Source organism: Pseudoalteromonas sp. P1-26 (assembly GCF_001401795.1).
In the GTDB taxonomy this organism is placed as follows: domain Bacteria; phylum Pseudomonadota; class Gammaproteobacteria; order Enterobacterales; family Alteromonadaceae; genus Pseudoalteromonas.
This window is the reverse complement of sequence record NZ_LKDX01000030.1, coordinates 14,897-39,330: the sequence shown is the minus strand read 5'-3', so window position 1 is coordinate 39,330 and position 24,434 is coordinate 14,897. Positions and strand designations below refer to the sequence as shown.

The following is a 24,434-nucleotide window of genomic DNA, read 5'->3' as shown; positions in this document are numbered from 1 at the left end:
TCGGGCCTTTTTTATTTGTTATCTAAGCGCTGAGTTAATCACACTCACATGGTTTATTAAATCGAGCCCTAAGTCGGTTAAGTAGCCCCCATCAGGACTATCTGTAATACCTTTATCATAAAGACGTTTTGCTGCATCTTTAATTGAGCTTTCGGCATCGGAATGAATTTTAATTCCCTGCATTTGAGAGTTGCGAGGAAATTTTGCAAGCAGGGTTAGTTCGTCGATCATATTTTTATCAAATTGCATGTGTTCACCTTTTTATTATTTATTCCTTGTCATAAGCTTAGTGTAGTTATACAGATCTGCCCAACGGGAGGCGTATTTTGTTAAAGAAAATTTTACTGTTAAGTACTTTGTTTACTTTAGGGTTTCTAAACCAAGCACTAGCAAAGGAAAAACCACTAATCGTACTTGATGGTCAAGAGGCATTAAACAATCAAAAAGTGTGTTGGTATGAAAATAAACGCTATACCGAAGGTGCCTATATTGCCGTTGGCGATATTACGTTAATTTGCACTGCTAAACAGCCTAATTTTTCAAACAGTGATTTGGCTTGGCTCAGACTAAATGCTAATGGCGAGATTATTTACCCTAAACAAGCGAAAACGATTCACGTCAATTAGCTTAAAACGCACAGATAGGGTACTATTGCGCGGTTGCAAATAACCTAAGATTTATCATGGACAATCAACCAAATAATCCGCTACATGGCGTTAAACTAGCCGACATCGTTACTAAACTTGAAGAAAAACTTGGTTGGCAAGGTATGGCAGCGCACGTAGACGTACGCTGCTTTCAAAATGACCCAAGTGTGAAGTCGAGTCTTAAATTTTTACGAAAGACCCCTTGGGCACGAGAAAAAGTAGAGCAGTTATATATTGATACCTTTATCAATAATGACCAAGCTGATGATGGCACTTTCCAATGGAAAAGCATCAAAAAGTAACCACTTAATCTTCAGCTGATACAATCACCGAAAGCGATTTCGGTGATATCTCCACCTCTAGTTTATCTGCAGTTTTAACTTCACCATCAATAACATAGCTCAACCCTTTTTCTGCGCTTACTGTCACTCGTTTAGCATTTGTGTGGTGACTGTTAATAGCAAAACTAGTTTGCGTAATACTCGAGAACACTAACTCCGCAATACTTAAAGTACTCGCTTTAGAATCGGCACTAGGTGTTAGCCAGTTAACATCAAGTAAACCATCTTGGTGATCTGGCTGCCCTGCAGATTGAGCAAGTAAAGTAGTAAATGGCGCGGCGTTGGCGATGATTAAACTGGTGGTATTGATTGTTTGCTCATCGTTATTATCAAGAGTAACAACATAGTCTTGCGCTTCATGCTCACCTAATGCCTGCCAAAATCCTTGTAAATAAGCTAATTGCCCAGACTCATTTTTAGCATCACGATGGGCTTTTTCAATCATCTTTTGTTCAAAACCAATCCCTGCTAGTAATAACATACGCTTGCCATTACACACAGCGGTATCTATTCGACTCGCCTGCCCTTCAATAATAAGCTCACACGCCTGCTCTACCGGAATAAGCTTCGATTGTATCCCCATCAACACATGAGCGAGGGCATTTGCAGTACCTAAAGGAATAATCCCCAGTTTACACTCTGTATTAACAAGTACACTTGCAACCTCTGTTACTGTACCATCGCCACCACAGGCGATGACTACATCAGGGTTCAATTCAAGTGCTTCTTTGGCCAACTCAGTACCATTTACCTGTTCTGACGTGGTGTAAACAGTTAAATCGTAATACTCAGACAAACGAGAGGTAATTTGCTTACGTTTAGCTTCCCACAGTTTTGTGCCAGAAACAGGATTAGCAATGAGCACAGCTTTATTTTTGATTAACAAGTCACCTCTACGATGGCGACGCACAAGATGACGCAGCTGGCGCTTGTTTAAATTTGCAGTTTCTCTGGTTTCTTTAATTTGTGCGAGTACTTGGTGCACATCGGCATCTTTGTTTTGGCTAAGCAAGTAAGCTGCCATCACAAATACTGAACGGCCACGCCCTAAAGCGCAATGCACTACAACGCGCCTATCTGCTTTTACTTGATGGTCAATCCAATTAATCGCTTGGTGAAGTTGCGCGCGTGTTGGCACGCTATGATCAAGAACAGGAATATTTAAATAACGAATATTCTCTTGCGTAGAAGACCATTCAAGGCCATCAAACTCACAGGTTACATCTAAAATAGCTGTAATACCCATTTCTTTCATGGTGTCTATATCTGAAGGAAATAAACGACAGGCTAAAAATAAATGCTCATTAATTTGTTGTAATGGCGGCACTTTGTCGTGTTTTCTCGACCAAGCATTGTAAAGTTGTGCACCCAATAAAAATGGAATAAAAGCCCAACGAATATAGATAGGAATAACGCCATTTTCACGTTTTCTGAAAATACGTGCGATATTGAAAAAATATGCGCCACTAACCAAAAGTAACGACAAAGCCGTCCAATAAAAAAACAGCGCAAAGTAAACAGTTTCTACCCGAATAGCCGCAATTATAAATACAATCGCTAAAGCTAAGTAACTAAATGCTGCCCACATAATCACTCCTTGTTATTCTAATTGCATAATACGTTGCAAGTTTCACTCCAGTAAAAGCCGTTATATTACCCCTACTGGCTATTTAAAATCAGTAACTTAGCATTTATAAAAAAGCTTACTATTTTAGTTTAGGACATTTTTTCACAATTTTATGAATAACTTACAATAATTTACATAGAACCAATTTGATAGATTTTCCAAGTACTCTTTCCCTGCTAGTCTAAGTTAAAAGACATGCCTAATAATCACAGGTTTTTAGTAGAGCTTTCATTAAAAATTTAAATCAACCCGAGCCTAATTCGTTATGAAATACGATGACCACACGCTACTTAATTTTCTTGCAGCAGAATATGTTTTAGGCACTTTACATGGCCATGCCCGAGATAGATTTAGCCGCTTAATGCGCACCTCTCCTCGAGCCCGATACGCAACCTCCTTATGGCAAAGACATATAAAAAACTTAGAAAACGCGATTGAATCTAACCCACCTGATCAGCAAGTTTGGGATAAAATAACAAAACGGATTGACCCATTACTTCTACCAACACAGAAGAAAGTAAAAAACCCTAACTTTGGAATATTTAATTCTTGGGCAGCTATTGCAACAGCGGTTTGTATTGTGTTGGTATTAATTACTTGGCAACCGCAAGAGTCGTTTAGTGATAAAATAAATCACTCGGTAACGTTTTATGACTCAGCAAATAAGCCAGTTTGGAATTTAGATATAAGCGATCACAGTATTTTACTTAAAGCAGCTAGCGGCATGAGTATACAAACTGATTATGATTACCAGTTGTGGATCCGTTTAAAAGGCTACCCGAGCGCCATCCCTATTGCTTTACTACCAAAATCAGATAGTAAAGAAATTGCCCGAAATGCATTATTTAAACCACAAAATATCACTTTACTTGCAATAAGCCGTGAGCCAATTGGCGGCTCACAATCAGGTAGCCCAAGCGAAATTATTTTTACAGCCGTACTCGATGCGAACTAATCATACACAGACTAGAAACAATATAAATACGAGCAAAGCCATTATTTCTAAGATAAACGACCTATTCGATAAACCTTTGTACTTGCTATAGTTACAGCCTCTTTTTATATCCGCTTTAAAAAATAGGCGGTAATTCGAGTATTAGACTCATCTCCTTGTATTATCTTAGGAATAAAAATGAAAAAGTCGTTGTTGTTTACGCTATTTCTATTAATTTTTAGCTCTATCTGTCACGCCCACCAGCAAAGCACCGCTTATCTTAATTTAGAACAACAAACGAGCAATAAGCTATTGCTAGTAGGCTCTTGGCAAGCCTCGGTGAATGATCTCGATAAAGCGCTCAACTTCGATAATAATCAGGATAATGTAATTACATGGCATGAAATTACATCACAGCAGCAAGCAGTATTAGACTATCTAAATAGCCATTTTAATGTGTTACAACAAAATCAAAGCTGCAAGGTCACGATTGATGGTGCAATCAGTATAGATAACCACTTTAATCAGTCGTATATCCATGTGCCACTACAAGTTGATTGTCCATCTGATAGTTCTATAACAGTTAATTACACAGCCCTATTTGATATAGATGAGCATCATCAAGCAATTGCTGCCATTGCTAAATCAAGCCGCGTATTTGAACAAAATACGCCAAAACAAGTTATAAACTTTAAAGAGCAAAGCTTCACCACAACGTTTATTGAATATGTACATCAAGGCATATTACATATTTGGATGGGCACAGATCATATCTTGTTTTTAATCGCGCTATTACTGGGCTGTGTGTTAGTTCGTAAGCAAGGCGAGTGGCAACGTGTCGAGTCTAAAAAACAAATTCTAATTGATACAGCTTGGATCATCACCGCTTTTACACTTGCTCACTCAATTACCCTAACAGCGACTGCTATGAATATCATATCGCCAAACACCCGATGGGTAGAATTAGGTATCGCGCTTTCTGTATTATTTGCTGCAATAAATAATGTTTGGCCAATGATTGTGCGCTTAGGCTGGATCACATTCTGTTTTGGTCTATTACACGGTATGGGGTTTGCGAGTGTTTTAGGTGAGCTTGGTTTATCAAATGAATACCAGCTAATGAGTATTTTAGCCTTTAATTTAGGGGTTGAGATTGGTCAACTGGTTATTTTAGCAATTTGTTTACCACTACTAATGCTACTTAGAAATAGTCCCTGGTACAAAAAAGCCATTATGCCAGCAGGTTCAGTGCTCATTGCCATTATGGCAATCCAATGGTCTATAGAGCGCTTTTAATAAGCGCTTTATTCAAAGGGTAACAATAAGGTTTTCATTGTTGGACGTAGCGCTTTAAGTAACTCATGAATATCTAAATCAGGGTTGAGCATTTTGCGCAGTAACAAGCCACCCATTACTGAAAACATCACTTCAATACGGGCATTCACTTCTTCAAGTGCAGTACCTTGTAATGGCCCTCTTTCACCCACTAATAATTCACGCATAGAATCACGAGCGTGGCTATCTGACTCACGTAATAAGTTAGCCACTTTTTCATTGCGTGCAGCTTCGGCGAGCATTTCTAAATCAAGCGCACCTTGATTCAAATCGGTATGGCGCTCAACGCCTCTACCTAGACCATCTAGTAATACATTGACACGATCGCCAGGTTTATCAGCAAACTCTTTAAAGATTGAGAACATTTCTTCCATATCACGCTCAACAATCGATTCTATAATCGCTTCTTTACTGGCGAAGTAATTGTAGATGTGGCCAGCACTCATACCCGCGGTTTTAGAAATTTCGGCCATTCCCGCGCCATGATAACCTTTACGTCGAAAACAATCCGCTGCGGCACAAAGCACTTGATTACGTCTTGCCTCAGCAAGCGCAGGGTCATTGTGTCTTTTCGTTTTTTGCGTCATGGTTTCTCCAAGCTTTACTGACTAGGGTTAACTTTAATTTAAACAAGGTTTACAGGATCTTAATCTTTGAGGAGAGTCAAAACAACTAAGAACCTGCAAAACCTTAAATAAATTATGCTTTCGCTGATTTATTGCACAGTTTTTTGTGCGTTCCAGCCGCCACCTAGTGCTTTATACAAATTAATTTGGCTCGCCAGATACGCTTGCTTACCCAAAATTAACCGTTGTCCTGCACTGTACCAATTTCGTTGTGCATCCAATACTTGCAAGTAGCTGTCGGCGCCTTTTTGAAAACGTGCATCCGATAAAGTAAAAGATAGCTCATTACTTTGATACAAGTCATTCAGGGCATCTAGCTGATGCATATAACCTTCACGGTCAGCAAGGGCATCAGATACTTCTTTAAATGCCTGTTGAATGGTTTGCTCGTAACTGGTTATAGCTATTTCTTGCTGAGCTTTTGCAACATCGAGATTAGCTTGATTACGACCCATGTTAAAAATAGGCAAGTTTACCGAAGGCACAAAGCTCCAAGTCCCAGAACCTGAATCAAAAAGATTACTCAAGTCAGCTGAAGCTGTCCCCGCATTCGCGGTTAAACTGATGCTTGGATAAAATGCCGCTTTTGCCACACCAATATTTGCATTGGCAGCCAATAAATCATGCTCTGCAGCTTTGATATCAGGTCGCTGAGTCAAGAGCTCAGACGGTAACCCTACTGGCACATCAGGCAAACTAAGTACATCATCTATACTTTCACTTGGTAATAAATCTGCAGTTACGGTTTTACCCACTAGAAAATCGAGGGCATTTTTATCGCGCTTAAGTAAACGCTGATAGTTTGCAATATCGACCTTAGCGGTTGCTACTGTACTTTCAAGTTGCGATAGCGTTAACTGAGAAGCAGCACCTAGTGCAAATGTTTTACGGGTTAGCTCTAAAGACTGCTGCTGAGACTTCAACGTCTCGTTTGCTAAAGCCAATAGCTCTTTATCCGTCGCATAGTTAAGCCATGCATTCACTAATTCGGAGATCAAACTAATGCGCACACTAGTCAAACTGTATTCAGCCGAATATAGGTTTTGTAATGCTTGCTCTGATTGGTTACGTACTTTGCCCCAAAGATCAATCTCGTAAGCGGTTAGGCCTACAGTTGCTGAATAGTTTTCAGAGATAGTTGCTTGACCAGTACCAGATAAATCTGCCGGAAGACGCTGACGAGTACCCGATGCATTGAAATCAATGCTTGGGTAAAGCGCTGAATCTTCAATCTGGTACATTGCTCTAACCTGCTGCACATTCAGTGCAGCAGTTTTAATATCTTTGTTGTTTTCCAGCGTTAGCGCAATCAACTGTTGAAGTTGCGCATTACTGAAAAATGACTGCCAATTGAGCGCATTGATATCGCCCGCTGTACCTTGGATATCATAGTTTTGAGCAACGGGTAATTCACGTTGCTCCATATCTGGCGCCATATTACAGGCAGATAACATAAGTGCAGCAACAGACACTGAGATAAGTTTAGCTTTCATTATGCCTGCTCCTCATTAGTTGATTTTGTTTTGCCTGGGAATACTCTGCGCACCAGTACAAAGAACAGCGGCACAAAGATTACTACAATGGTCGATGACGCAAGAGTACCGCCAATAACAGCAATACCTAGTGCGTTTTGTGCACCTGAGCCTGCACTTGATGCAATTGCTAGTGGTAGTACACCACACACAAATGCCATTGATGTCATAAAGATTGGACGTAAACGTAGACGAATAGCTGCTACCGCGGCATCGACAAGTTTCATACCTTCATCCATTTTATGAATAGCAAACTCTACAATTAAGATGGCATTTTTTGATGCCAGACCTATGGTGGTTAATAGACCCACTTGGAGATAAATATCGTTTGATAAATTAAATACAAATGACGCAATCGACGCACCAAATACACCAAGCGGTACAATTAGCATAACTGCAGCAGGAACTGACCAGCTTTCATATAACGCCGCTAAACATAGGAATACCACCAACAATGAAAGTGCATAAAGTAATGGCGCTTGACCACCACTTAAACGTTCTTCATATGAAATTCCTGTCCATTCGAACGATACGCCCGGTGGTAATTTCTTAACCATTTTCTCAACTTCAGCCATCGCTTGACCAGTACTGTAGCCCGGTGCAGCCGCACCTTGGATTTCCATCGCTGAAAAGCCGTTATAACGCTCAAGACGTGGTGAGCCATATGTCCAATAAGAATGAGCAAAGGCAGTAAATGGCACCATGTCACCATTGGCGTTACGGACATACCACTCATCTAAGTCTTCTGGCACCATGCGTGATTCAGGCGTACCTTGTAAGTACACTTTTTTCACACGACCACGGTCAATAAAGTCATTTACATAGCTACTACCCCAAGCCGTTGATAACGTATTATTGATATCTGCTTGAGTAAGACCTAATGCTTCGGCTTTTGCCAAATCAATATCAAGCTCTAGCTCAGGTTTATCTTCTTGACCATTCGGACGCACACCTGATAACACAGGGTTTTGTGCAGCCATACCTAAAAACATGTTACGTGCTTCAAGTAGTTTTTCGTGACCTAGACCAACCCTATCTTGTAAGAACAAGGTGAAACCGTTTGCAGTACCAAGCTCAACAACCGCAGGAGGTGGGAAAGCAAATACGAACGCTTCTTTAATCGTTGAGAAGTATCCCATGGCTTTACCCGCAACCGCACCGACGGTTAGATCAGGACGCTGACGTTCATCCCAGTGTTTTAAACCCACAAAGCCGATTGCCGCGTTTTGACCAGAACCTGCAAAGCTGAATCCTGTTACCGTAAAGATAGACTTAACCGCTTCTGATTGTTCTTCTAAGAAGTGATGTTCCATCTTTTCAACAACTTTTAAAGTTTGCTCTGTTGTTGCACCTGCAGGTAAGCTTACTTGGTTAAACAAAATACCTTGGTCTTCATCTGGTAAGAATGCCGATGGTAATTGTGAGAAAATAAACACCATGCCACCCACGATTAAACCGTAAATAAGTAAATAGCGTTTACTGTGCTTGATCATGCGAGAAACAAAACCTTGTGTACCCGAGTTCGTTCTGTCAAAACCACGGTTAAAGCCAAGGAAGAAACGACCAAATAAAGACTTATCGTTATGTACATGACTTGGTTTTAGCATTGTCGCACATAAAGCTGGCGTTAAAATCAATGCAACAAGCACTGATAAACTCATCGCAGTTACCAAGGTAATTGAGAACTGGCGATAAATAACCCCTGTTGAGCCTGGGAAGAACGCCATAGGCACAAATACTGCCGAAAGCACCATCGCAATACCAACAAGGGCACCTTTGATTTCATCCATTGATTTACGTGTTGCCTCAAGAGGAGATAAGTTCTCTTCGGTCATTACACGTTCAACGTTTTCAACCACGACGATTGCATCATCTACAAGTAGACCGATGGCAAGTACCATCGCAAACATGGTTAAGGTATTAATTGAGAAGCCAAACACTTGCAAGATAGCAAACGTACCTAGCAATACAACAGGTACTGCAATAGTCGGAATAAGTGTTGCTCTGAAGTTCTGTAAGAATAAGTACATTACCAAGAACACCAGCACAACAGCTTCGATTAGAGTGCTGACAACTTTTTCAATCGAAAGTGATACGAATGGTGTCGTATCGTAAGGAACAACCGTTGTTAAACCTTCAGGGAAGAAAGGCTCAAGTTCAGCAAGGGCCGCTTTTACGCCATCAGCTGTATCAAGTGCATTAGCACCACTGGCAAGCTTAACACCTAAACCTGATGCCGGTTTGCCGTTAAAACGCGCAACAACACCGTAGTTTTCACCACCTAATTCAACATCAGCAACATCACTTAAACGAACAACTGAACCATCAGCATTGGTTTTTACAAAGATATTTCTAAATTGCTCAGGTGTTTGTAAGCGGCTTTGTGCAGTTACCGTTGCATTTAATTGTTGGCCACTTACTGCTGGCAACGCACCTAATTGACCTGCTGAAACTTGCGCATTTTGAGCACTGATTGCAGCACTAATATCAGCAGGAGTTAATGAGTACTTCAGTAATTTAGCTGGGTCTAACCAAATACGCATTGCATATTGAGAGCCAAACAGCTGCACTTCACCTACACCGTTTACACGAGAAATAATATCAAGCACGTTTGATGAAACATAATCACCGATATCGATGTTGTTCATACTGCCGTCTTCAGATACAAAGCCTACAACCATTAAGAAGTTACGAGCAGATTTTGCAACCGACACACCTTGACGTTGTACTTCTTCTGGTAATAACGGTGTTGCAAGCGACAATTTGTTTTGTACTTGAACCTGTGCAATATCAGGGTCTGTATCTGCACTAAAGGTTAAGGTTAACGTCGCTGAGCCGTTAGACTCTGAGGTTGACGACATGTAGAGCAAGCCATCTAGCCCTTTCATTTTTTGTTCAATAACCTGTGTAACCGTATCTTCTAGAGTACGGGCCGACGCACCAGGGTATGTGGCTTGAATACTAATTGCAGGTGGTGCAATTGATGGATACTGCGCAACCGGCAAACTTCTAATTGCTAAGATACCTGCCAGCATAACAACGATAGCAAGCACCCAAGCAAATATGGGCCGATCAATAAAAAATCGTGACATTTAGTTTCTCCGTTACTGGCTGTGAGCTGCTGATTCTGCAGGCATTGCATTGACTGGTGCACCTGGGCGGATTTTCTGTAAACCTTCAACAATTAACTTATCGCCACTGTTAAGGCCGTCTGTCACTAACCAGTTTGAACCAACAGTACGATCAGTTTTAAGCACACGTGCTTCTACGGTATTGTCTTTGCTTACTACCATGGCAGTAGGCTCACCTTTTGTGTTTCTGCTTACGCCACGTTGCGGTGCTAAAATCGCATCACTTTTCACACCTTCAACAATCACTGCACGAACATACATACCTGGTAGTAGTAATTTTTCTGGGTTAGGAAATTCAGCACGTAAGGTTACTGAACCTGTGCTTGGATCAACAGTCACTTCAGAGAATTGCAATGTACCTTTATGTTGATAAGTACTACCGTCTTCCATCTTTAATTCAACTTTTGAATGTAAAGCGGCATCTTTATCAAGATCACCCGCAGCAATGGCTTTTTTCAAACGTGTTAGTTCACTGCTTGACTGGGTTAAATCAACATAGATTGGGTCTAATTGAGTAATGGTTGCTAATGCTGTTGCTTGATTAGCACTCACAAGGGCACCGGCAGTGACATCTGATTTACCAATTTGACCACTAATTGGCGCTAACACTTTGCTGTAGTTTAAATTGATTTCAGCGGTTTTAAGCTGTGCTTGAGCCGTTAGTAAGTCTGCTTTTGCACCTTTGTATGCTGCATCAGCTTCGTCGTAATCTTGTTGGCTTACTGCTTTGATACTTAATAGCTCTTTATAGCGTTCTGCTTTTGCTTTGGCATTTGCAATACTTGCTTGAGCTTTAGTAATAGCGGCTTTACTAGTCGCTACTTCAGCTTCAAATGTAGATGGGTCAATCTGATATAAAGCTTGGCCTTTTTCAACCTCAGCACCTTCAACAAACATACGAGATTGAATAATACCGTTAACCTGCGGACGAATTTGCGCGATACGTGAAGCAGCCACACGACCCGGTAATTCTTTAGTTAGCGTAAGTGGTTTGCTTTGCATCTCAATAACGCCAACAGGAACAGCTTGAGCTGCCTGCGTTTGCCCTTGAGCCGATTCTGATTGGCCGCAGCCTGATAATAAAACAGCACCAGCCAAAGCTGACACTGCAAAAAATGGAATGCGAGAGCGCTGCATGTGTAGTTCCTTAGTTTAGAGTGAACGATCATTCTAAACTAAAAAAGGCACAGATCAACCATCTTTAAAGAACTTTACATTAAATAAAATGCTTGCTTTAACGCATGAATTTTGTGCAATAAATAAATTGCTAATTGAATTATTACGAATGTAACTGAGAAAGTTGTTTTAAAACTATTAGTTATGCGAATTGAAGTTATATCAATTCGCAGATTATTCGCCTAAACACATGCCCATTGCGCGGGCACTTGCTATTAAAGAATGTTCTAGAGGGATGACGCGATATTCAGAAGTAGCTTCTTTTAAACTGATTGGTTTAATTTCACCGTCTTTACTGACAGGAATAAAACCAAACTGGCCTTTCTTTACTAGCTCGAATGCTTGCACCCCAAACTCTGCTGCAAGCACCCTATCAAACGCATTAGGTGTGCCTCCACGTTGAATATGCCCTAATACGGTTACTCTTACATCAAGATCAAGCGCCACACGTATTTGTGAAGCAAGCTGCTCAGCAATGCCACCAAGCATTGGGTTTTCGTAACCAAGTTCATTTGATTGTTTACTAACAACACCACCAGCAACAGGTTTTGCTCCTTCTGAAATGACAATGTTGGCAAATCCGTGACCTTTATCAAAACGTGATGTTAGTTTGGCTTTAATCGCTTCAATATCGTAAGGAATTTCTGGAATAAGTGCGACTTCTGCGCCAGCTGCAATGGCTGAATGCAAACAAATCCAACCGGCATCGCGCCCCATTACTTCAGTCACAATCACTCGGTTATGACTTTGCGCTGTTGGTATTAAACGATCAATGGCTTCGGTGGCGGTGTCGACAGCAGTCTGAAAACCAATTGTGTAATCAGTGCCATATAAATCATTATCAATAGTTTTTGGTACCCCAACGATATTTAAGCCATGCTCAAATAAATGCTGAGATACCCTATGTGAACCATCACCACCAATATTTATAACGGCATCAAAACCAAGTTGCTTAATAATACTGATTAACTCATCAGAGCGGTCAATAAACACTTGTTCACCCGCTATTTCAGCAGGAAATGCGGTAGGATTCCCTTTATTAACAGTTTCGAGAATTGTTCCACCACGAACATGAATACCCGCCACAACTTCACTGGTTAAGTGTATAATATCATTTGGCTTTTCAAGCACACCACAATATGCTCTTCGGCTACCATACACCTGCCAATTGCCATCATGTTCGGCTGCTTTAACCACCGCTCTGATCACCCCATTGAGCCCAGGGCAATCACCCCCACTTGTTAATAGCAGTAATTTTTTCATTGTGTTACCAACTTCGTTCACTGATTAATTACAGATTAGCTTATAAGTTGAAGTTTCGCGTATGACTTACATCAACTAAAACTTGGTTTTTTATGCGTAGAAAAAAGCGCAACAAATAGCACTAGTAATACATACTTAGGCAGACTAGTCAGTAAAGTGGTGTTATCAATATTTGCAGAAAAGGTGTTAACAGCAAAATATAAATGCAGCGCTAAAAATGGTGTCAGCAATATAAAGTATGAATACGCTTTATCTTTAAGGTACAGAGACTTACTAATGAGTAAAAATACTAAAAGTAACGCTAACAAAGGAAGGCCTAAAGTCACGATATCAACCATTGATAAAGCAAAGTTAGGTGACAAGTCATAAAGGGCTGAAAGTACTTCGGTTGGAATCGCAATAGCCGAACCATAACCTATGACTGGTATAGATAAATAGGCAAATAAACAGCCAAAAATAAATAAAAGTAGTACGTTATATTTCATAACCCCATTCCATGGTTTGTTCATTATTAGCCTTACGCTAACTAATAATGAACAAATAATCCACTACTTTTTCAGTACCTTACATCGTTAAAATGTCTTAACTTTAAAGGCTAGGTTTTCTACCGCACAGCCTGTACTACTCGTATTTACACGGTAATAATGAGTATTGTCTGTGGCATTTAAATCTAATAAAAACTCATCATGCTGAGCGACTGCTTGTTGCTCTTGTGTTAAGCACATAGCTTGTACAAGCGAACGTAATTTAGCATCTGAAAAAATAGTGCCAAAACGCTGCATCGGCAGTGGCGGAATTTTAATACTAGGGAGTGCATTATCAACAGTTCGTTTAGCTAGAGTAAAACCATCCTTTGTTACATCAATAACTGCACCAGCAGGCCAATAACTGATTGCTCCGTTGTTTTTAGCGTCAGATTTAACATGCACGACACCACTTTTACCAATCACCGTCATTAGTGCTGTTTCACCAGCTCGAATTGATACAAGGGCGGTGGTCTCATCGATACCAAAGCCATGCTGTTGCCCGGTATCTGCCAGTAATCTTGCCAAACGCATTGTTCTGTTGCGCTCGCTAAAGTGTGTATCAAGGACACCATAAGTAAAACTGCCAAGCCCACCTTGTTTTTCATAGGTAAGACTATCAGCCGAAATCTTATCACCGCATTCATTTTCACAGCGCTCACTAGGCGCAGACACCGCAAACGAGCCTTCTCTCATTGCCGCTAAACTTGTACCATTGGAAATCATCGGCACTATGCCGTAGGCATTTTTACCACCACTTTGCACCGCTGTACCTGCGCTTGTGCCAACAAGTAATGGTCTTTGTAAAATTGCGTGAGTCCAAGGATATTGCTTACCGTTATCATCAAACAGTACTTTTCTGGTTAAACTCTGATCGCCACCGTTAAACATAATACCCGTCGCGTTTTCAATCAGTTTAACTAAATGATCGACCCCTTTATCACAAAGCGCTTTTTCGGCCTTAATTCGATCAGGGTAAATTGTCTCACGATTAAAAACGCCCATAGAGTCAGTGCGTAAAGAATCCAAACTCTCACATTGCTCACTGGTAATCGCTTTTGCTAAGGCGGGGGTTAGAGGTAACCAGCTTGATTCAACACCCTTAAAGTTTAATAACCCTTCATAAAAGTCAGCTGATTCATATGGGTCTCTGCTTGAAGCCGTAACCGCTAAAATTGTTGGTGATTCGGTGGTTGTTTTTAATGAGGCAGCAACAAAGTCTAAAATATCATTGGCTGCACGTTCGTTATTATCGCTTGTACTAACCTGCTCTTTTTGACGGGTAGAATCTGTATTTATTACAGCAACTTCAAGTGAGTCTATGACAAAGTTGTATTCGGAATCTGTGAGTTCGTTTAGTAACTTGTTATCTAAATCACGCCATGCCCATAAAATATCACTTTTAGTGATCACACCTGACTTTTCACGTGCAATCTGTGCTAATACCTTAAGCGTTTGCTGACGATTTTTTTTATTCCTGGTTGGCCAATTTGTCTTTATTGCAGATAAAGCATCATTATTTAATCGAAATTGATTATTCTGTTTACCACTAATCTGTTTACTCGAAAGACAGTTTTTAGGGCTCATACTTGAGCAGGTGGTCAAAGATCCGCCGACTAAGACCAGCGTTTGCTGTTGATCATTTGCATAGACTTTGCTGCCAAATGATGCGAAAAACAAACCAAATACCAAAGAAAAAGCTGAAGTTTGATATTTAGTCTTTTGCTCCTTAAGGATGTTCATATTGTTACACTCTTGTAAAAAAATATTAGAAAATTGCTTGCGCAGCTTTTTGTTGCTTGCTATAAAAAAAAGGAACATTTAAAAACGCGAGTAAGCTAGCACTGTATCGCTAGCTTTGTCAAAGACCTTACGGATTGGAATTATGTTGAAAAACGCATTATCGCTTTGCACATATTTCTACTCTCCACACTACCTTTCGGAGTGGTTTGACGAGTAGCCACACCTCACTTCCTGTGAGGGGCTAGTTGTGTCTATAACCCACTGCCCTGTCTAAAAAATTATAACAATTATTCAAAACGTCACGGTTTTGCCGTGTGTTTTTTAAGACAAAGGTAAATCAATATGTTTCGTCAGTTATCAATTGCTGTAGCAATCAGTGCTGTGCTGTGCCCAGTACAAGCTGTGTATGCTCAAAACGACCAACAATCAGAAAAAATTGAACGAGTAGAAGTAACAGGATCACGAATTAAAGGGGTTGATTTAGAAGGAACCATCCCGCTTACAGTGCTTGACCAAGATGCAATCAAGCGCTCAGGAGCGAACACTATTCATGAATTATTAAAAGATTTATCCGTTTTTAAAGGCGGATCCGGTACCTTTTCAACATCTGAAAGTGGTGGTACATCAACCTCAACGCCAGCGGGTCAATCCGCTGCAAGCTTAAGAGGTATGGGTCCTTCTGCAACATTAACGCTGATTAATGGCCGCCGTGTTGCACCAAGCTCGTTCGCAGCAGGCACTGAAAACTTTGTCGATGTGAACTCAATTCCACTTGCTGCAATCGAGCGCATTGATATTTTAGCCACTGGCGCATCAGCAATTTATGGGGCTGATGCTGTCGCTGGTGTTATTAACTATATTCTCAAAGATGACTATCAAGGAGCTGAAGTAAACACTTCTTACACCAATAGTTTTGACAGTCATGACGAAGCTAAGAAACAACTTAACTTAGTCTACGGGACCAATATCGGTGAAAGTAACTTAACTGTATTTGCTGATATTTACGACCGCAATGCCTTTAAAGCGACAGACAGAAGTTATACCGCAACACCTAATTTAGTAAATGGTTACTCATATTTACCGAAACTTGAGAACTCACCAAACATTTATTATTACAGCAGCCGAGATGGCAATGAACTACCAGCGCCAAACTGTAAAACAGAGCTTGTCACGACTGAGTATGGTGAGCAAATTTGTGCTTACTATGCTAACCAAGATGATTACCTAGAAACCCCATTTGAAAGCCTTTCAACTGGCTTTATGTTTAACAGCACCTTAGGTGATTTAGATTGGCATACCGATTTCTTCTATAGCCAAACTAAATCAAAAGCCTATTCATCACCTGCACCAATCAATCAAATAAACGACGATGACGGTCCGTATATCCTAGAAGATGCGCTATTCATTTATGATAACGCTGATGGCAGTAACGACTTAATGGACCAGCTTTATATTGATCCATTTACCACTCAAGCAGGTCGAGATGTGTATGGCTTTGCATTTGATGCACGTTTTAATTCACCGCGTACAGTTGAAGTTGAAACTAAAAACTTTCGCTTAGTCAGTAGCCTAGCTGGTTACATTGGTGATTGGAGTTGGGAGTCAGGTGTAACATTTTCTCGTTCTAAGTCAGAGCAAGAAGCGATTGATGGTATTTACAACCGCTACCAATTTCATGCTGCAATCACTGGTGAATTATGCTCCGACGGTTCAACTGCTATATACGATGGAACACAGCTCAATTGTGCGCAAGGTCAGTTAATGCCATTCTACAACCCTTTTTTACAGGGTGATGCTAATAATGATGCGGTGCTTGAGCTTGCAAAAGCAAACCCAAGTAGAAATGGTGAGAGTACAGTCTACGGATGGGACTTAAACTTTAATGGCGATTTATTTACATTTAATGAGTTACCCATTTATGCTGCATTTGGTATTGAGGCTCGCCGAGAAGAGTTAAAAGATATTCCGTCTTTAGACTCACAAGCGCGTGCTGAAAATGGTTATTTAGTCGATGTTTTTGGTTTTGGCTCGAGCTTATCAGAAGCAGACCGTACGCAGTACGCTGCATTTGTAGAGTTGAATATGCCAGTTACTGAGCAGCTAGAACTGCAAGTTGCTGGGCGTTACGATCATTACGATGACTTTGGTGGAACGTTTAACCCTAAAGTTGGTTTAAGCTACCGTCCTTCAGATTCTCTAATTATTAGGAGCTCTTGGTCAACGTCGTTTAGAGCACCTTCATTAACTCAAGCTGGCGTAAAATTACGTACCACACAATCAAGCTTTGATTGTGGCGCAAATCAGGCTGTTGCAGATTTATACTGTATGGGCGATGGTACAGAAGTCAGTGTTAACAGCCTAGAACTAGGTAATCAAGCACTCAAAGCCGAAGAGTCTGAAGCGCTCAGTATTGGCTTTGCATGGAGCCCATCTGTAAATACCAATCTCACTGTCGATTATTGGCATTTTGATCATGAGCAAGTCATCGATACCAATATGACTGCCGTGCTAGATAGAGCAATCACGGATGCTTCTCTTCGTCACTGTGGCTTAGTACCACAAGGCCAACAAGGTATTTCGTACGAAGAGCAGTTGTGTGAAGTAACCGATAATGCAGGCCTTAATATAGAAAGTGATGGCGCTAATCTTTCAGAGATCCTCACAAACTATATTAGTGAGTTTAATCCGCGAGAAGATGAGCTATTCCTGCCGCTATTTAGAGACCATGTTATTCCACTGGAAAATACCGGCACACAAACCTTAGCGGGTATCGACTTTAAGTTCGATCATCGTTTTCTTTTTGCAACAGGCAACTTAACACTCGCTTTCGATGGTACACACTATTTAGAGTTTGAGCGAAACAAACCCGGTTCAGATGCAATCGAAAAGCTAATCGGCACTTATCGCTACCCTGAAAATGTTGGCAGATTCTCTATCGATTGGGATACCAAAACTTATTACATAAATCTCGGGGCCAATTATACCAGTAGCTATGAGGATGATATTGAAGGGCTGCGTGGCCGTGAAATTGACGAGTTAGAAAAACTTGGCGAGCTTAATGATGAGTTAAAACGCGATGTTGATGACTGGCTAGTATGGGATTTATCTGCCGGGTATTTTATCAATGATGCATTATCAATCCGTGCTCGTATCGATAATATCTTCGATAAAGAACCGCCTAAACTGTATGGTTCAAGTCGAGGTTTTGATTCTATAAACCATAATGCTTATGGCAGTCGATATACGTTAAGTTTGAGCTATCGCTTTTAGCAAGGTATGGGCGGCTTAATAGTCGCCCACACTTTTGAGCTTACGTTATCTTAAACTGACGACTCTCAGTATTAATCTTTCTTAGCAAGGGCTACAATACCTTGCTTATCTTATAAACGTCGAATGACATTTAAGTGACTTTATGAAAAACAAACAGTTTGCGATGCCAGATGCGAGCATCATTTTGTTGTGCGTCGCCGTTATCGCCTATTTTGCCAGCCTATTTATAACCCCTGGTGTGTTTAATGCCGAAAAAGATAGCCATAGCGTTGAATTATCACAATATCAAATAGCCTCAGATCATACCCCGCCAGCATTTTTTGCAGAAGGTGGTGAACTTGGCCTAGCTAATGTTTTATTTGAAGGGTTAGTGTCAGGTGATAAGTATGGCGCAGCGATTGGTGTGATGGCGTTTATTTTAATCACTGGCGGTGCGTTTGGGATTATCTTAAAAACCGGTGCGATAAATAACGGCATAATGGCACTCATTAATAAAACACAACATATTGAGTGGGTATTCATTCCTCTCTTGTTTGTGCTTTTCTCTTTAGGGGGTGCGGTTTTCGGCATGGGTGAAGAAGCCATCGCCTTTTGTATTGTGTTATTCCCGATTATGAAGCAACTTGGTTATGACGCAAAAGTTACCGTATTAACAACCTATGTTGCTACACAAATTGGCTTTGCCACCTCATGGATGAACCCATTTAGCATTGCCATAGCTCAGTCTATAGCTGAAATTCCCGTTTTTTCTGGCGCAGGGTTCAGAATGGTTGCTTGGCTTGTTTTTACTTCATTTGGCCTTGTATTCACCATTCGCTATGCCAATTCTATCAGAGCAACTAAACAACAATCTAACCAACACAAAGACAGTGCAATAAATTTAGATAACGCAGATAAACTAATCTTACTTACTTTTATTGCTGGCATTGTTTGGGTTATTTGGGGCGTGATGGCTCGGCAGTATTATATTCCTGAATTAGCAGCGCAATTCTTTTGCCTAGGTATTGCTTGCGCTGTAATAGCCAGCCTATTCAAAAAACAAACTGCCAATCAAAGCGCAAACGCATTTAAAGAAGGTGCCCAAGAGCTCTTACCTGCAGCGCTTTTGGTTGCTTTGGCAAAAGGCGTTATTTTAATACTTGGCGGTAGCGATTTAACGTCGCCTTCAACCCTTAATACCTTGCTGTATTATAGTGCCACCAGCATCTCAGTTGTGCCCGATTATATTGCTGCTTGGGGCATGCTATTATTTCAAAGTGTGTTTAACTTCTTTGTTTCGTCAGGTTCAGGACAAGCAGCCATAACAATGCCGCTAATGTCGCCGCTCGGTGATTTGTTAAATATCTCACGTCAAATTGTGGTGTTGGCATTTCAGTTGGGTGATGGTTTAACGAATATTTTTATTCCTACTTCTGCTAGTCTCATTGGCTGTTTAGGTATTGTTAAATTAGATTGGAGTGAATGGGCACGTTTTATTTGGCGCTTCACTTTAGCTTTGTTTGGCCTTGCCAGTGGTTTTATTTTTCTCGCACACTTTATTAACTATCAGTAAAAGATTTAATTATGTTAACACTTATCAAAGGCGCAGACGTTTTCGCCCCCTCACCTTTAGGCATTCAAGATGTTCTTATTGCTGGCACAAAAATAGTTGATATACAGCCTGAAATCACCATCGATACTTATCAGGGGATTACCACGATTGATGGCACTCATTGTATTTTGGCCCCAGGGTTTGTAGATTCACTCGTTCATATAACTGGCGGAGGCGGCGAAGCTGGCTTTGCAAGTAGAACACCAGAAATGAACCTTACTGATGCAACACTGCATGGTACAACAACAGTTATTGCAGCTCTTGGCACTGACTCAAGTAGCCGAACTCATAGTAATTTGATTGCTAAAGCAAAAGAGCTGAAAGAACTTGGGCTCAACGTTTTTTGTCATTCGGGCTCATATCATTTACCTGCGAAAACACTGACAGGCTCTATCACCAGCGATTTAATGTACATAGATGAGTTTATTGGCGTAGGAGAAGTTGCTATATCGGATCATCGTAGCAGCCAACCCACAGTGCAACAGCTGGCAGAGCTTGCCGCTGAGTCAAAAGTGGCCGGCATGTTAAGTGGTAAAAAAGGCACTGTCAGCATTCATGTTGGCCCTGTTGATACACATTTATCGTTATTGCATGAGGTTGATAAGCTAACCGATATTTCGCTAGCACAATTTTACCCAACTCACATGAATCGCAATATTGACTTACTTAATGCTGGGGTAGAGTTTTGTAAAGCCGGTGGCACTATCGACTTTACAACAAGTACAACCGAGTATGACCTTGCTCATGGTGAATACTCTGCCGCACACGCTCTAGCTTACTGCCTAGAGAATAAAGTCGACCCAACAAAACTAACCATGAGCTCAGATGGCCATGCAAGCCTTCCTATTTTTGACAAAAGCTTTAACCTGCTTGGCCTTGAAGTAGGCAAAGAGTCCACATTGCATGGCTCGTTTGTCGAAGCAGTGCAAAAATACAATGTTTCGATTGAACACGCTTTAATGGCGATTACATCAAACCCTGCACAGATACTGGGTATCAATAAAGGTGTAATTAAGCAAAATGCAGATGCGGATCTTGTGTTACTTAATAAAACAACGCTTGCGCCAACAGAATGCTGGTCAAAGGGTGTTCATATGGTAAGCAAAGGCAAAGCACTTGTTAAAGGCGCCTTTGAATAAGGCCGCAATCGGCGGCCTTAAACACTATGCTAAACATGTTCCGAAATGCGAGTAACGAGTAGTTGCTCGACTTTCACCCCTTCAACATCAACAACCTCAAACTTATAGCCAGCATAGTTTATAAACTCGGCGCGTTTAGGCAGGCGTTTCATGGTGTAGATCAAAAAACCTGCGACTGTTTCGTAATGAGACTGTTCAGGGAACTCTTCAATTTCAAGGACTTTAGCAAGCTCAACCACAGGAGTTAAACCATCGACCAGCCAAGATGAATTATCACGTTGAATAATTAACTCTTCACCCTGGTGGCTAATTAAGTCGCCCATAAATCCTTTCATTAAATCTTTAACAGTAACAATACCTACCATTAGCGCGTACTCATTAACCACAACGGCAAACGGCTCTGCCGCTTTTTTGAAAGTATTTAGCGCCTCTGAAAGACTCAATGTTTCTGGCAGATAAAAAATATCTTGGCTTATTAATTCATTATCGATTTCAGCGGTTTGCCCTTTTAGCACCTTGCGTAGGATATCTTTTGATTCAACCGAGCCAATTAATTTATCTAAACTACCATCACACACTAAAAAGTGATTATGAGGGTGCTCAATAATTTTGGTTGCGACTTCTTGAGCATCAGCTTTTACATCAAAATACACAATTTGATCGCGAGGAGTCATCACACTCGATAAAAAACGTGCTTCTAAATCAAATACATTGCCAATTAGCTCATATTCTTGTTGCTGTAAGCTGCCGTACTCTGCCCCTGCATCCATCATCGCAACGATGTCTTCTGTGGTGACAATATCTTCTCGCTCAGCAGGTACTTTAAACGCGCGTAAAACCAAATTAGTTATACCATTAAAGAAAACAACAAAAGGAGTGAGCGCAAAGGTCACCCAGCGCATAATGGACACCACGTTTACCGCAACCGCCTCTGGCATAATCATGGCTAACCGTTTAGGTAATAGGTCAGCAAATAAAATAAACAAAGAGGTAATACTCAAAAACGAAATCAAAAAGCTGATTTGACTCAATAACGGGCCTTGATAAATCATGCCTAAGATTTGTTCTATGTAAGGAGATAATGCTTGCTCACCAACAATACCACCTAAAATGGCAATTGCGTTCAGGGCAATTTGTATCATGGCAAAAAATGCCCCAGGTTGCTCTTGCAAGCTAAGCACTGCTTGGGCTTTTTTGTTGCCTTCGTCCACCATCACTCGTAATTTGATCTTACGAGATGCCGCAATCGCAATTTCGCTCATTGCAAACAATGCACTGATCAAAATTAAAATCATGATAATGAGTAAATCACTCATTGTAGCTCCTAATAATTAAGCGCATTCAGAGTGTTGAATGCAAACAACTTTTTGCTCGTTTAGGCTACATAGAGTTAGGCGAGAATGGACAAAAAGCAGCTGATTATAGCCACTTTGTAGCAATCAACAAGTGCTATTTTTAATCGTTAATAGCAAAGCCTTTATTTAATTTTTCAAGAGTCACAGGGTTGATATTTTTATTGCAGGCAAAGTATAACTGAGGTGTGCCAACGGGCAGTTTAAATATCGGTTTTAAATCTTCAAGGGTGCTATCATTATTACGTTCATGTTTAAACTGTTCATCGCTGAGGATGACTAAATCGATACTTGAGCGTCTGCTTTTCAGTACATCATAAATGTTGTCAAAACTATCAAGTAAGATCAGCTGATTACGTTCATCAAAGCCGTTTTCTTTTAAGTAAATATGTGAATAGTTATTTTTTAATACAGCAATTCGGTATTTCTTAGCTTCATCTATACTCGCTATTTTTACTTGCTCAGATTTAAACGAATAGAATGACGCTGAAAAGCCACCAATTTTCGCTACCCAAGTAAACTTATCTTCGCGTGCCGGAAGCCTTGCCATAGAAAAGATGCAGGTATTGCTATCACGCAATGCAGCGTTATACGAAATTGACCAAGAATTTACTGACACCTCATAATCCACGCCACTTTTATCTAAACCTGATTTAACTTTATCAACTACAGTGCCAGTTAATTCGCCATTTTCATCTAGGTATTGGAAATTAGGGAAATTTTCGGTCACCACAGTAATTGCTGCAAAACAAGGTTGCAGAAAAAGCAGCAATGACAAGGTGATAATTGAGCGCATAATGAGCGATACCAAATAAATTATAATTATTTTTTATAATAATATAGCTCGGAGTTGCAGATATTGAAATATTTTTTAGTAAAAAGGAATGAGCGGAAACATGGGGTTTCCGCTCTAGAGTCAATTACTTATTCATTGCATTAATTAAAAATGCTGAGATTTTAGCGCCTTCTCTTAGAGTTGTTTCAGAACTTGTCTGACCGATTAGTGAGCTGTCGGTAAATGGTGCAATTTCCATCATGTCAGCACCAGTAATTGGGAACTCGTCAGCCAATGCAACTAGAATGTCTAATGCATGCTGAGGTGTTAAACCACCGGCTTCTGGTGTTCCTGTCGCTGAAGCAAAGCTTTCATCAAGTGCATCAATATCAAAGCTCACATAAAGCTCATCAACATTATCAGCTTTTAGCTGCGCAATAACTTCTTCGGCAACAGCTTTAGCGCCACGTTCGATGATTTCGTGTGCCCAATGTTGTTTAACGCCAAACGTGTCTTCCCAGTGTTGCTTAGGCTTACCACTAGAGCGAATACCAAATTGAATCAAGTTACGTGGGGCTGGTAAGTACTCAAGAATATGTGTACACCACGAACCAAAACATAAATCGATACCTAAACGTTCAACTAATAAGTCTGTATGAGCATCAAAGTGAATGATTGCAGTGCGCTTTCCTGCGTCACGTTTTGCTTTTAAGTAAGCTTTAGTCAGCGGGTAGCTAATTGAATGGTCGCCACCGATACCAAAAATACCCTTATCTGGGTAATTTGCATAAAAGCCATCACAGACATCTTCAGTGATAGACAAAGGCGATACATGATATTCGCTGTCTTCATCAGCATATAACGCTTTTTGACAGTTTGTAATGGTTGCATCGTTAAGGTATTTATCATGCAATAAATGCGGGATCACACGAACATCACCTAAATCAAAAGCGCGCGCTTGTGGTTGTTGATCAATCAAGGTAGAGCGTAAAAATAGTGGACCCCAGTTAGCACCACGTAAAATACCACCGCCACAATCAGAGCTAATACCTAAAATTACCGCTTTGTGCTCAGACTCTGCCAATGTTTCAAGTGACTCTTTCCAAAGCACATCAACATTATCTGTTTGGCCGTATAATTTAGTACGCAGCGCATCTTTACGTTCTTTTGCTGTATTAACTGTAAATACGCCATCGCCAGGAGGACAAAGACACTGACTTAGTTTTTCGTGGAAGGCTTTTTGTGTGTTACTCATCTCTACTCCGCTGATCTTTATCTGCATATTCATGCGTAATTAAAAAACTTACGCAATCAGGTTTGTGTATAGTCTGGATTTTTGAGACTCAACAATCACTTGCTCAACCAAACCTATAACTCACTGATATTAAATGGTTATAATTTTAATGCAGATGAATTTAAACTGCTCTA

19 protein-coding genes are annotated in these 24,434 nt (G+C 40.6%); 7 read left to right on the top strand and 12 right to left on the bottom strand.

Annotated features, from left to right (window positions below; all coding sequences use genetic code 11):
* Positions 1–18: 18 nt before the first annotated feature.
* The gene (locus tag AN394_RS14520) at positions 19–249 is read right to left on the bottom strand and encodes a TIGR02647 family protein (protein ID WP_054563059.1); all 231 of its coding nucleotides are present in this window, start codon (positions 247–249) and stop codon (positions 19–21) included.
* 77 nt (positions 250–326) lie between these two features.
* Between AN394_RS14520 and AN394_RS14515 the strand changes: the two genes are divergently transcribed.
* Positions 327–626, top strand: coding sequence for a DUF1496 domain-containing protein (locus tag AN394_RS14515; RefSeq protein WP_054563058.1), 300 nt, complete (start codon positions 327–329; stop codon positions 624–626).
* A gap of 56 nt (positions 627–682) precedes the next feature.
* Positions 683–949 (top strand): VF530 family DNA-binding protein, encoded by a 267-nt coding sequence (locus tag AN394_RS14510; RefSeq protein WP_055021861.1) that lies wholly within the window; start codon positions 683–685, stop codon positions 947–949.
* A gap of 4 nt (positions 950–953) precedes the next feature.
* On the opposite strand, the gene AN394_RS14505 is transcribed toward AN394_RS14510, so the two are convergent.
* Positions 954–2,576 carry a diacylglycerol kinase family protein gene (locus AN394_RS14505; RefSeq protein WP_055021860.1) on the bottom strand — a complete coding sequence of 541 codons (1,623 nt, stop codon included), beginning with the start codon at positions 2,574–2,576 and terminating at the stop codon, positions 954–956.
* 304 nt (positions 2,577–2,880) lie between these two features.
* On the opposite strand from AN394_RS14505, the gene AN394_RS14500 reads away from it, so the two are divergent.
* Together AN394_RS14500 and AN394_RS14495 are read left to right on the top strand one after the other, a co-directional pair.
* Positions 2,881–3,570: an anti-sigma factor domain-containing protein gene (locus tag AN394_RS14500; protein WP_055021859.1), complete on the top strand. Its 690-nt coding sequence runs from the start codon at positions 2,881–2,883 to the stop codon at positions 3,568–3,570.
* Positions 3,571–3,747: 177 nt separating this feature from the next.
* A complete protein-coding gene (locus AN394_RS14495; protein ID WP_054563054.1) occupies positions 3,748–4,845 on the top strand; it encodes a HupE/UreJ family protein in 1,098 nt (365 codons plus the stop codon).
* Positions 4,846–4,853: 8 nt separating this feature from the next.
* Here the strand turns inward: AN394_RS14495 and AN394_RS14490 are convergent, their stop codons facing one another.
* From AN394_RS14490 to AN394_RS14460, 7 genes are all read right to left on the bottom strand, one after another.
* Complete coding sequence (locus AN394_RS14490; protein ID WP_054563053.1) at positions 4,854–5,471, bottom strand: TetR/AcrR family transcriptional regulator; 618 nt, start codon at positions 5,469–5,471, stop codon at positions 4,854–4,856.
* Between the two features lie 128 nt (positions 5,472–5,599).
* Positions 5,600–7,003 (bottom strand): efflux transporter outer membrane subunit, encoded by a 1,404-nt coding sequence (locus AN394_RS14485; RefSeq protein WP_054563052.1) that lies wholly within the window; start codon positions 7,001–7,003, stop codon positions 5,600–5,602.
* On the bottom strand, positions 7,003–10,134 hold the full coding sequence (locus AN394_RS14480; RefSeq protein WP_054563051.1) for an efflux RND transporter permease subunit: 3,132 nt from the start codon (positions 10,132–10,134) through the stop codon (positions 7,003–7,005). The genes AN394_RS14485 and AN394_RS14480 overlap by 1 nt, the downstream gene beginning before the upstream one ends.
* Before the next feature lie 12 nt (positions 10,135–10,146).
* Entirely contained in the window at positions 10,147–11,310 is a 1,164-nt protein-coding gene (locus AN394_RS14475) for an efflux RND transporter periplasmic adaptor subunit (protein WP_054563050.1), read from the bottom strand.
* Positions 11,311–11,523: 213 nt separating this feature from the next.
* Entirely contained in the window at positions 11,524–12,612 is a 1,089-nt protein-coding gene (locus tag AN394_RS14470; protein ID WP_054563049.1) for a 6-phosphofructokinase, read from the bottom strand.
* A 71-nt stretch (positions 12,613–12,683) separates the two neighbouring features.
* The gene (locus AN394_RS14465) at positions 12,684–13,097 is read right to left on the bottom strand and encodes a hypothetical protein (RefSeq protein WP_054563048.1); all 414 of its coding nucleotides are present in this window, start codon (positions 13,095–13,097) and stop codon (positions 12,684–12,686) included.
* A gap of 87 nt (positions 13,098–13,184) precedes the next feature.
* The gene (locus tag AN394_RS14460; RefSeq protein ID WP_152966970.1) at positions 13,185–14,879 is read right to left on the bottom strand and encodes a cyanophycinase; all 1,695 of its coding nucleotides are present in this window, start codon (positions 14,877–14,879) and stop codon (positions 13,185–13,187) included.
* 342 nt (positions 14,880–15,221) lie between these two features.
* On the opposite strand from AN394_RS14460, the gene AN394_RS14455 reads away from it, so the two are divergent.
* The 3 genes from AN394_RS14455 (at position 15,222) to iadA (ending at position 20,879) form a co-directional block, all read left to right on the top strand.
* Positions 15,222–18,149 carry a TonB-dependent receptor domain-containing protein gene (locus AN394_RS14455; protein ID WP_055021858.1) on the top strand — a complete coding sequence of 976 codons (2,928 nt, stop codon included), beginning with the start codon at positions 15,222–15,224 and terminating at the stop codon, positions 18,147–18,149.
* 142 nt (positions 18,150–18,291) lie between these two features.
* Positions 18,292–19,701 carry a putative basic amino acid antiporter YfcC gene (gene yfcC / locus AN394_RS14450; protein ID WP_055021857.1) on the top strand — a complete coding sequence of 470 codons (1,410 nt, stop codon included), beginning with the start codon at positions 18,292–18,294 and terminating at the stop codon, positions 19,699–19,701.
* Between the two features lie 11 nt (positions 19,702–19,712).
* Entirely contained in the window at positions 19,713–20,879 is a 1,167-nt protein-coding gene (iadA, locus tag AN394_RS14445) for a beta-aspartyl-peptidase (RefSeq protein WP_055021856.1), read from the top strand.
* A gap of 29 nt (positions 20,880–20,908) precedes the next feature.
* On the opposite strand, the gene AN394_RS14440 is transcribed toward iadA, so the two are convergent.
* From AN394_RS14440 to AN394_RS14430, 3 genes are all read right to left on the bottom strand, one after another.
* Positions 20,909–22,195 carry a hemolysin family protein gene (locus AN394_RS14440; protein WP_055021855.1) on the bottom strand — a complete coding sequence of 429 codons (1,287 nt, stop codon included), beginning with the start codon at positions 22,193–22,195 and terminating at the stop codon, positions 20,909–20,911.
* A gap of 139 nt (positions 22,196–22,334) precedes the next feature.
* Positions 22,335–23,027 (bottom strand): ABC transporter substrate-binding protein, encoded by a 693-nt coding sequence (locus AN394_RS14435; RefSeq protein WP_055021854.1) that lies wholly within the window; start codon positions 23,025–23,027, stop codon positions 22,335–22,337.
* 124 nt (positions 23,028–23,151) lie between these two features.
* Positions 23,152–24,261, bottom strand: a complete 1,110-nt coding sequence (locus AN394_RS14430; RefSeq protein ID WP_054564099.1) for an arginase family protein — start codon at positions 24,259–24,261, stop codon at positions 23,152–23,154.
* Between the last annotated feature and the right edge of the window lie 173 nt (positions 24,262–24,434).

Bases quoted from the DNA above. Each gene is read 5' to 3' on its own strand.
- AN394_RS14520 (WP_054563059.1), bottom strand. From the start codon at position 249: ATGCAATTTGATAAAAATATGATCGACGAACTAACCCTGCTTGCAAAA.
- AN394_RS14510 (WP_055021861.1), top strand. From the start codon at position 683: ATGGACAATCAACCAAATAATCCGCTACATGGCGTTAAACTAGCCGAC.
- AN394_RS14505 (WP_055021860.1), bottom strand. From the start codon at position 2,576: ATGTGGGCAGCATTTAGTTACTTAGCTTTAGCGATTGTATTTATAATT.
- AN394_RS14500 (WP_055021859.1), top strand. From the start codon at position 2,881: ATGAAATACGATGACCACACGCTACTTAATTTTCTTGCAGCAGAATAT.
- AN394_RS14495 (WP_054563054.1), top strand. From the start codon at position 3,748: ATGAAAAAGTCGTTGTTGTTTACGCTATTTCTATTAATTTTTAGCTCT.
- AN394_RS14490 (WP_054563053.1), bottom strand. From the start codon at position 5,471: ATGACGCAAAAAACGAAAAGACACAATGACCCTGCGCTTGCTGAGGCA.
- AN394_RS14485 (WP_054563052.1), bottom strand. From the start codon at position 7,003: ATGAAAGCTAAACTTATCTCAGTGTCTGTTGCTGCACTTATGTTATCT.
- AN394_RS14480 (WP_054563051.1), bottom strand. From the start codon at position 10,134: ATGTCACGATTTTTTATTGATCGGCCCATATTTGCTTGGGTGCTTGCT.
- AN394_RS14475 (WP_054563050.1), bottom strand. From the start codon at position 11,310: ATGCAGCGCTCTCGCATTCCATTTTTTGCAGTGTCAGCTTTGGCTGGT.
- AN394_RS14470 (WP_054563049.1), bottom strand. From the start codon at position 12,612: ATGAAAAAATTACTGCTATTAACAAGTGGGGGTGATTGCCCTGGGCTC.
- AN394_RS14465 (WP_054563048.1), bottom strand. From the start codon at position 13,097: ATGAAATATAACGTACTACTTTTATTTATTTTTGGCTGTTTATTTGCC.
- AN394_RS14460 (WP_152966970.1), bottom strand. From the start codon at position 14,879: ATGAACATCCTTAAGGAGCAAAAGACTAAATATCAAACTTCAGCTTTT.
- AN394_RS14455 (WP_055021858.1), top strand. From the start codon at position 15,222: ATGTTTCGTCAGTTATCAATTGCTGTAGCAATCAGTGCTGTGCTGTGC.
- yfcC (WP_055021857.1), top strand. From the start codon at position 18,292: ATGAAAAACAAACAGTTTGCGATGCCAGATGCGAGCATCATTTTGTTG.
- iadA (WP_055021856.1), top strand. From the start codon at position 19,713: ATGTTAACACTTATCAAAGGCGCAGACGTTTTCGCCCCCTCACCTTTA.
- AN394_RS14440 (WP_055021855.1), bottom strand. From the start codon at position 22,195: ATGAGTGATTTACTCATTATCATGATTTTAATTTTGATCAGTGCATTG.
- AN394_RS14435 (WP_055021854.1), bottom strand. From the start codon at position 23,027: ATGCGCTCAATTATCACCTTGTCATTGCTGCTTTTTCTGCAACCTTGT.
- AN394_RS14430 (WP_054564099.1), bottom strand. From the start codon at position 24,261: ATGAGTAACACACAAAAAGCCTTCCACGAAAAACTAAGTCAGTGTCTT.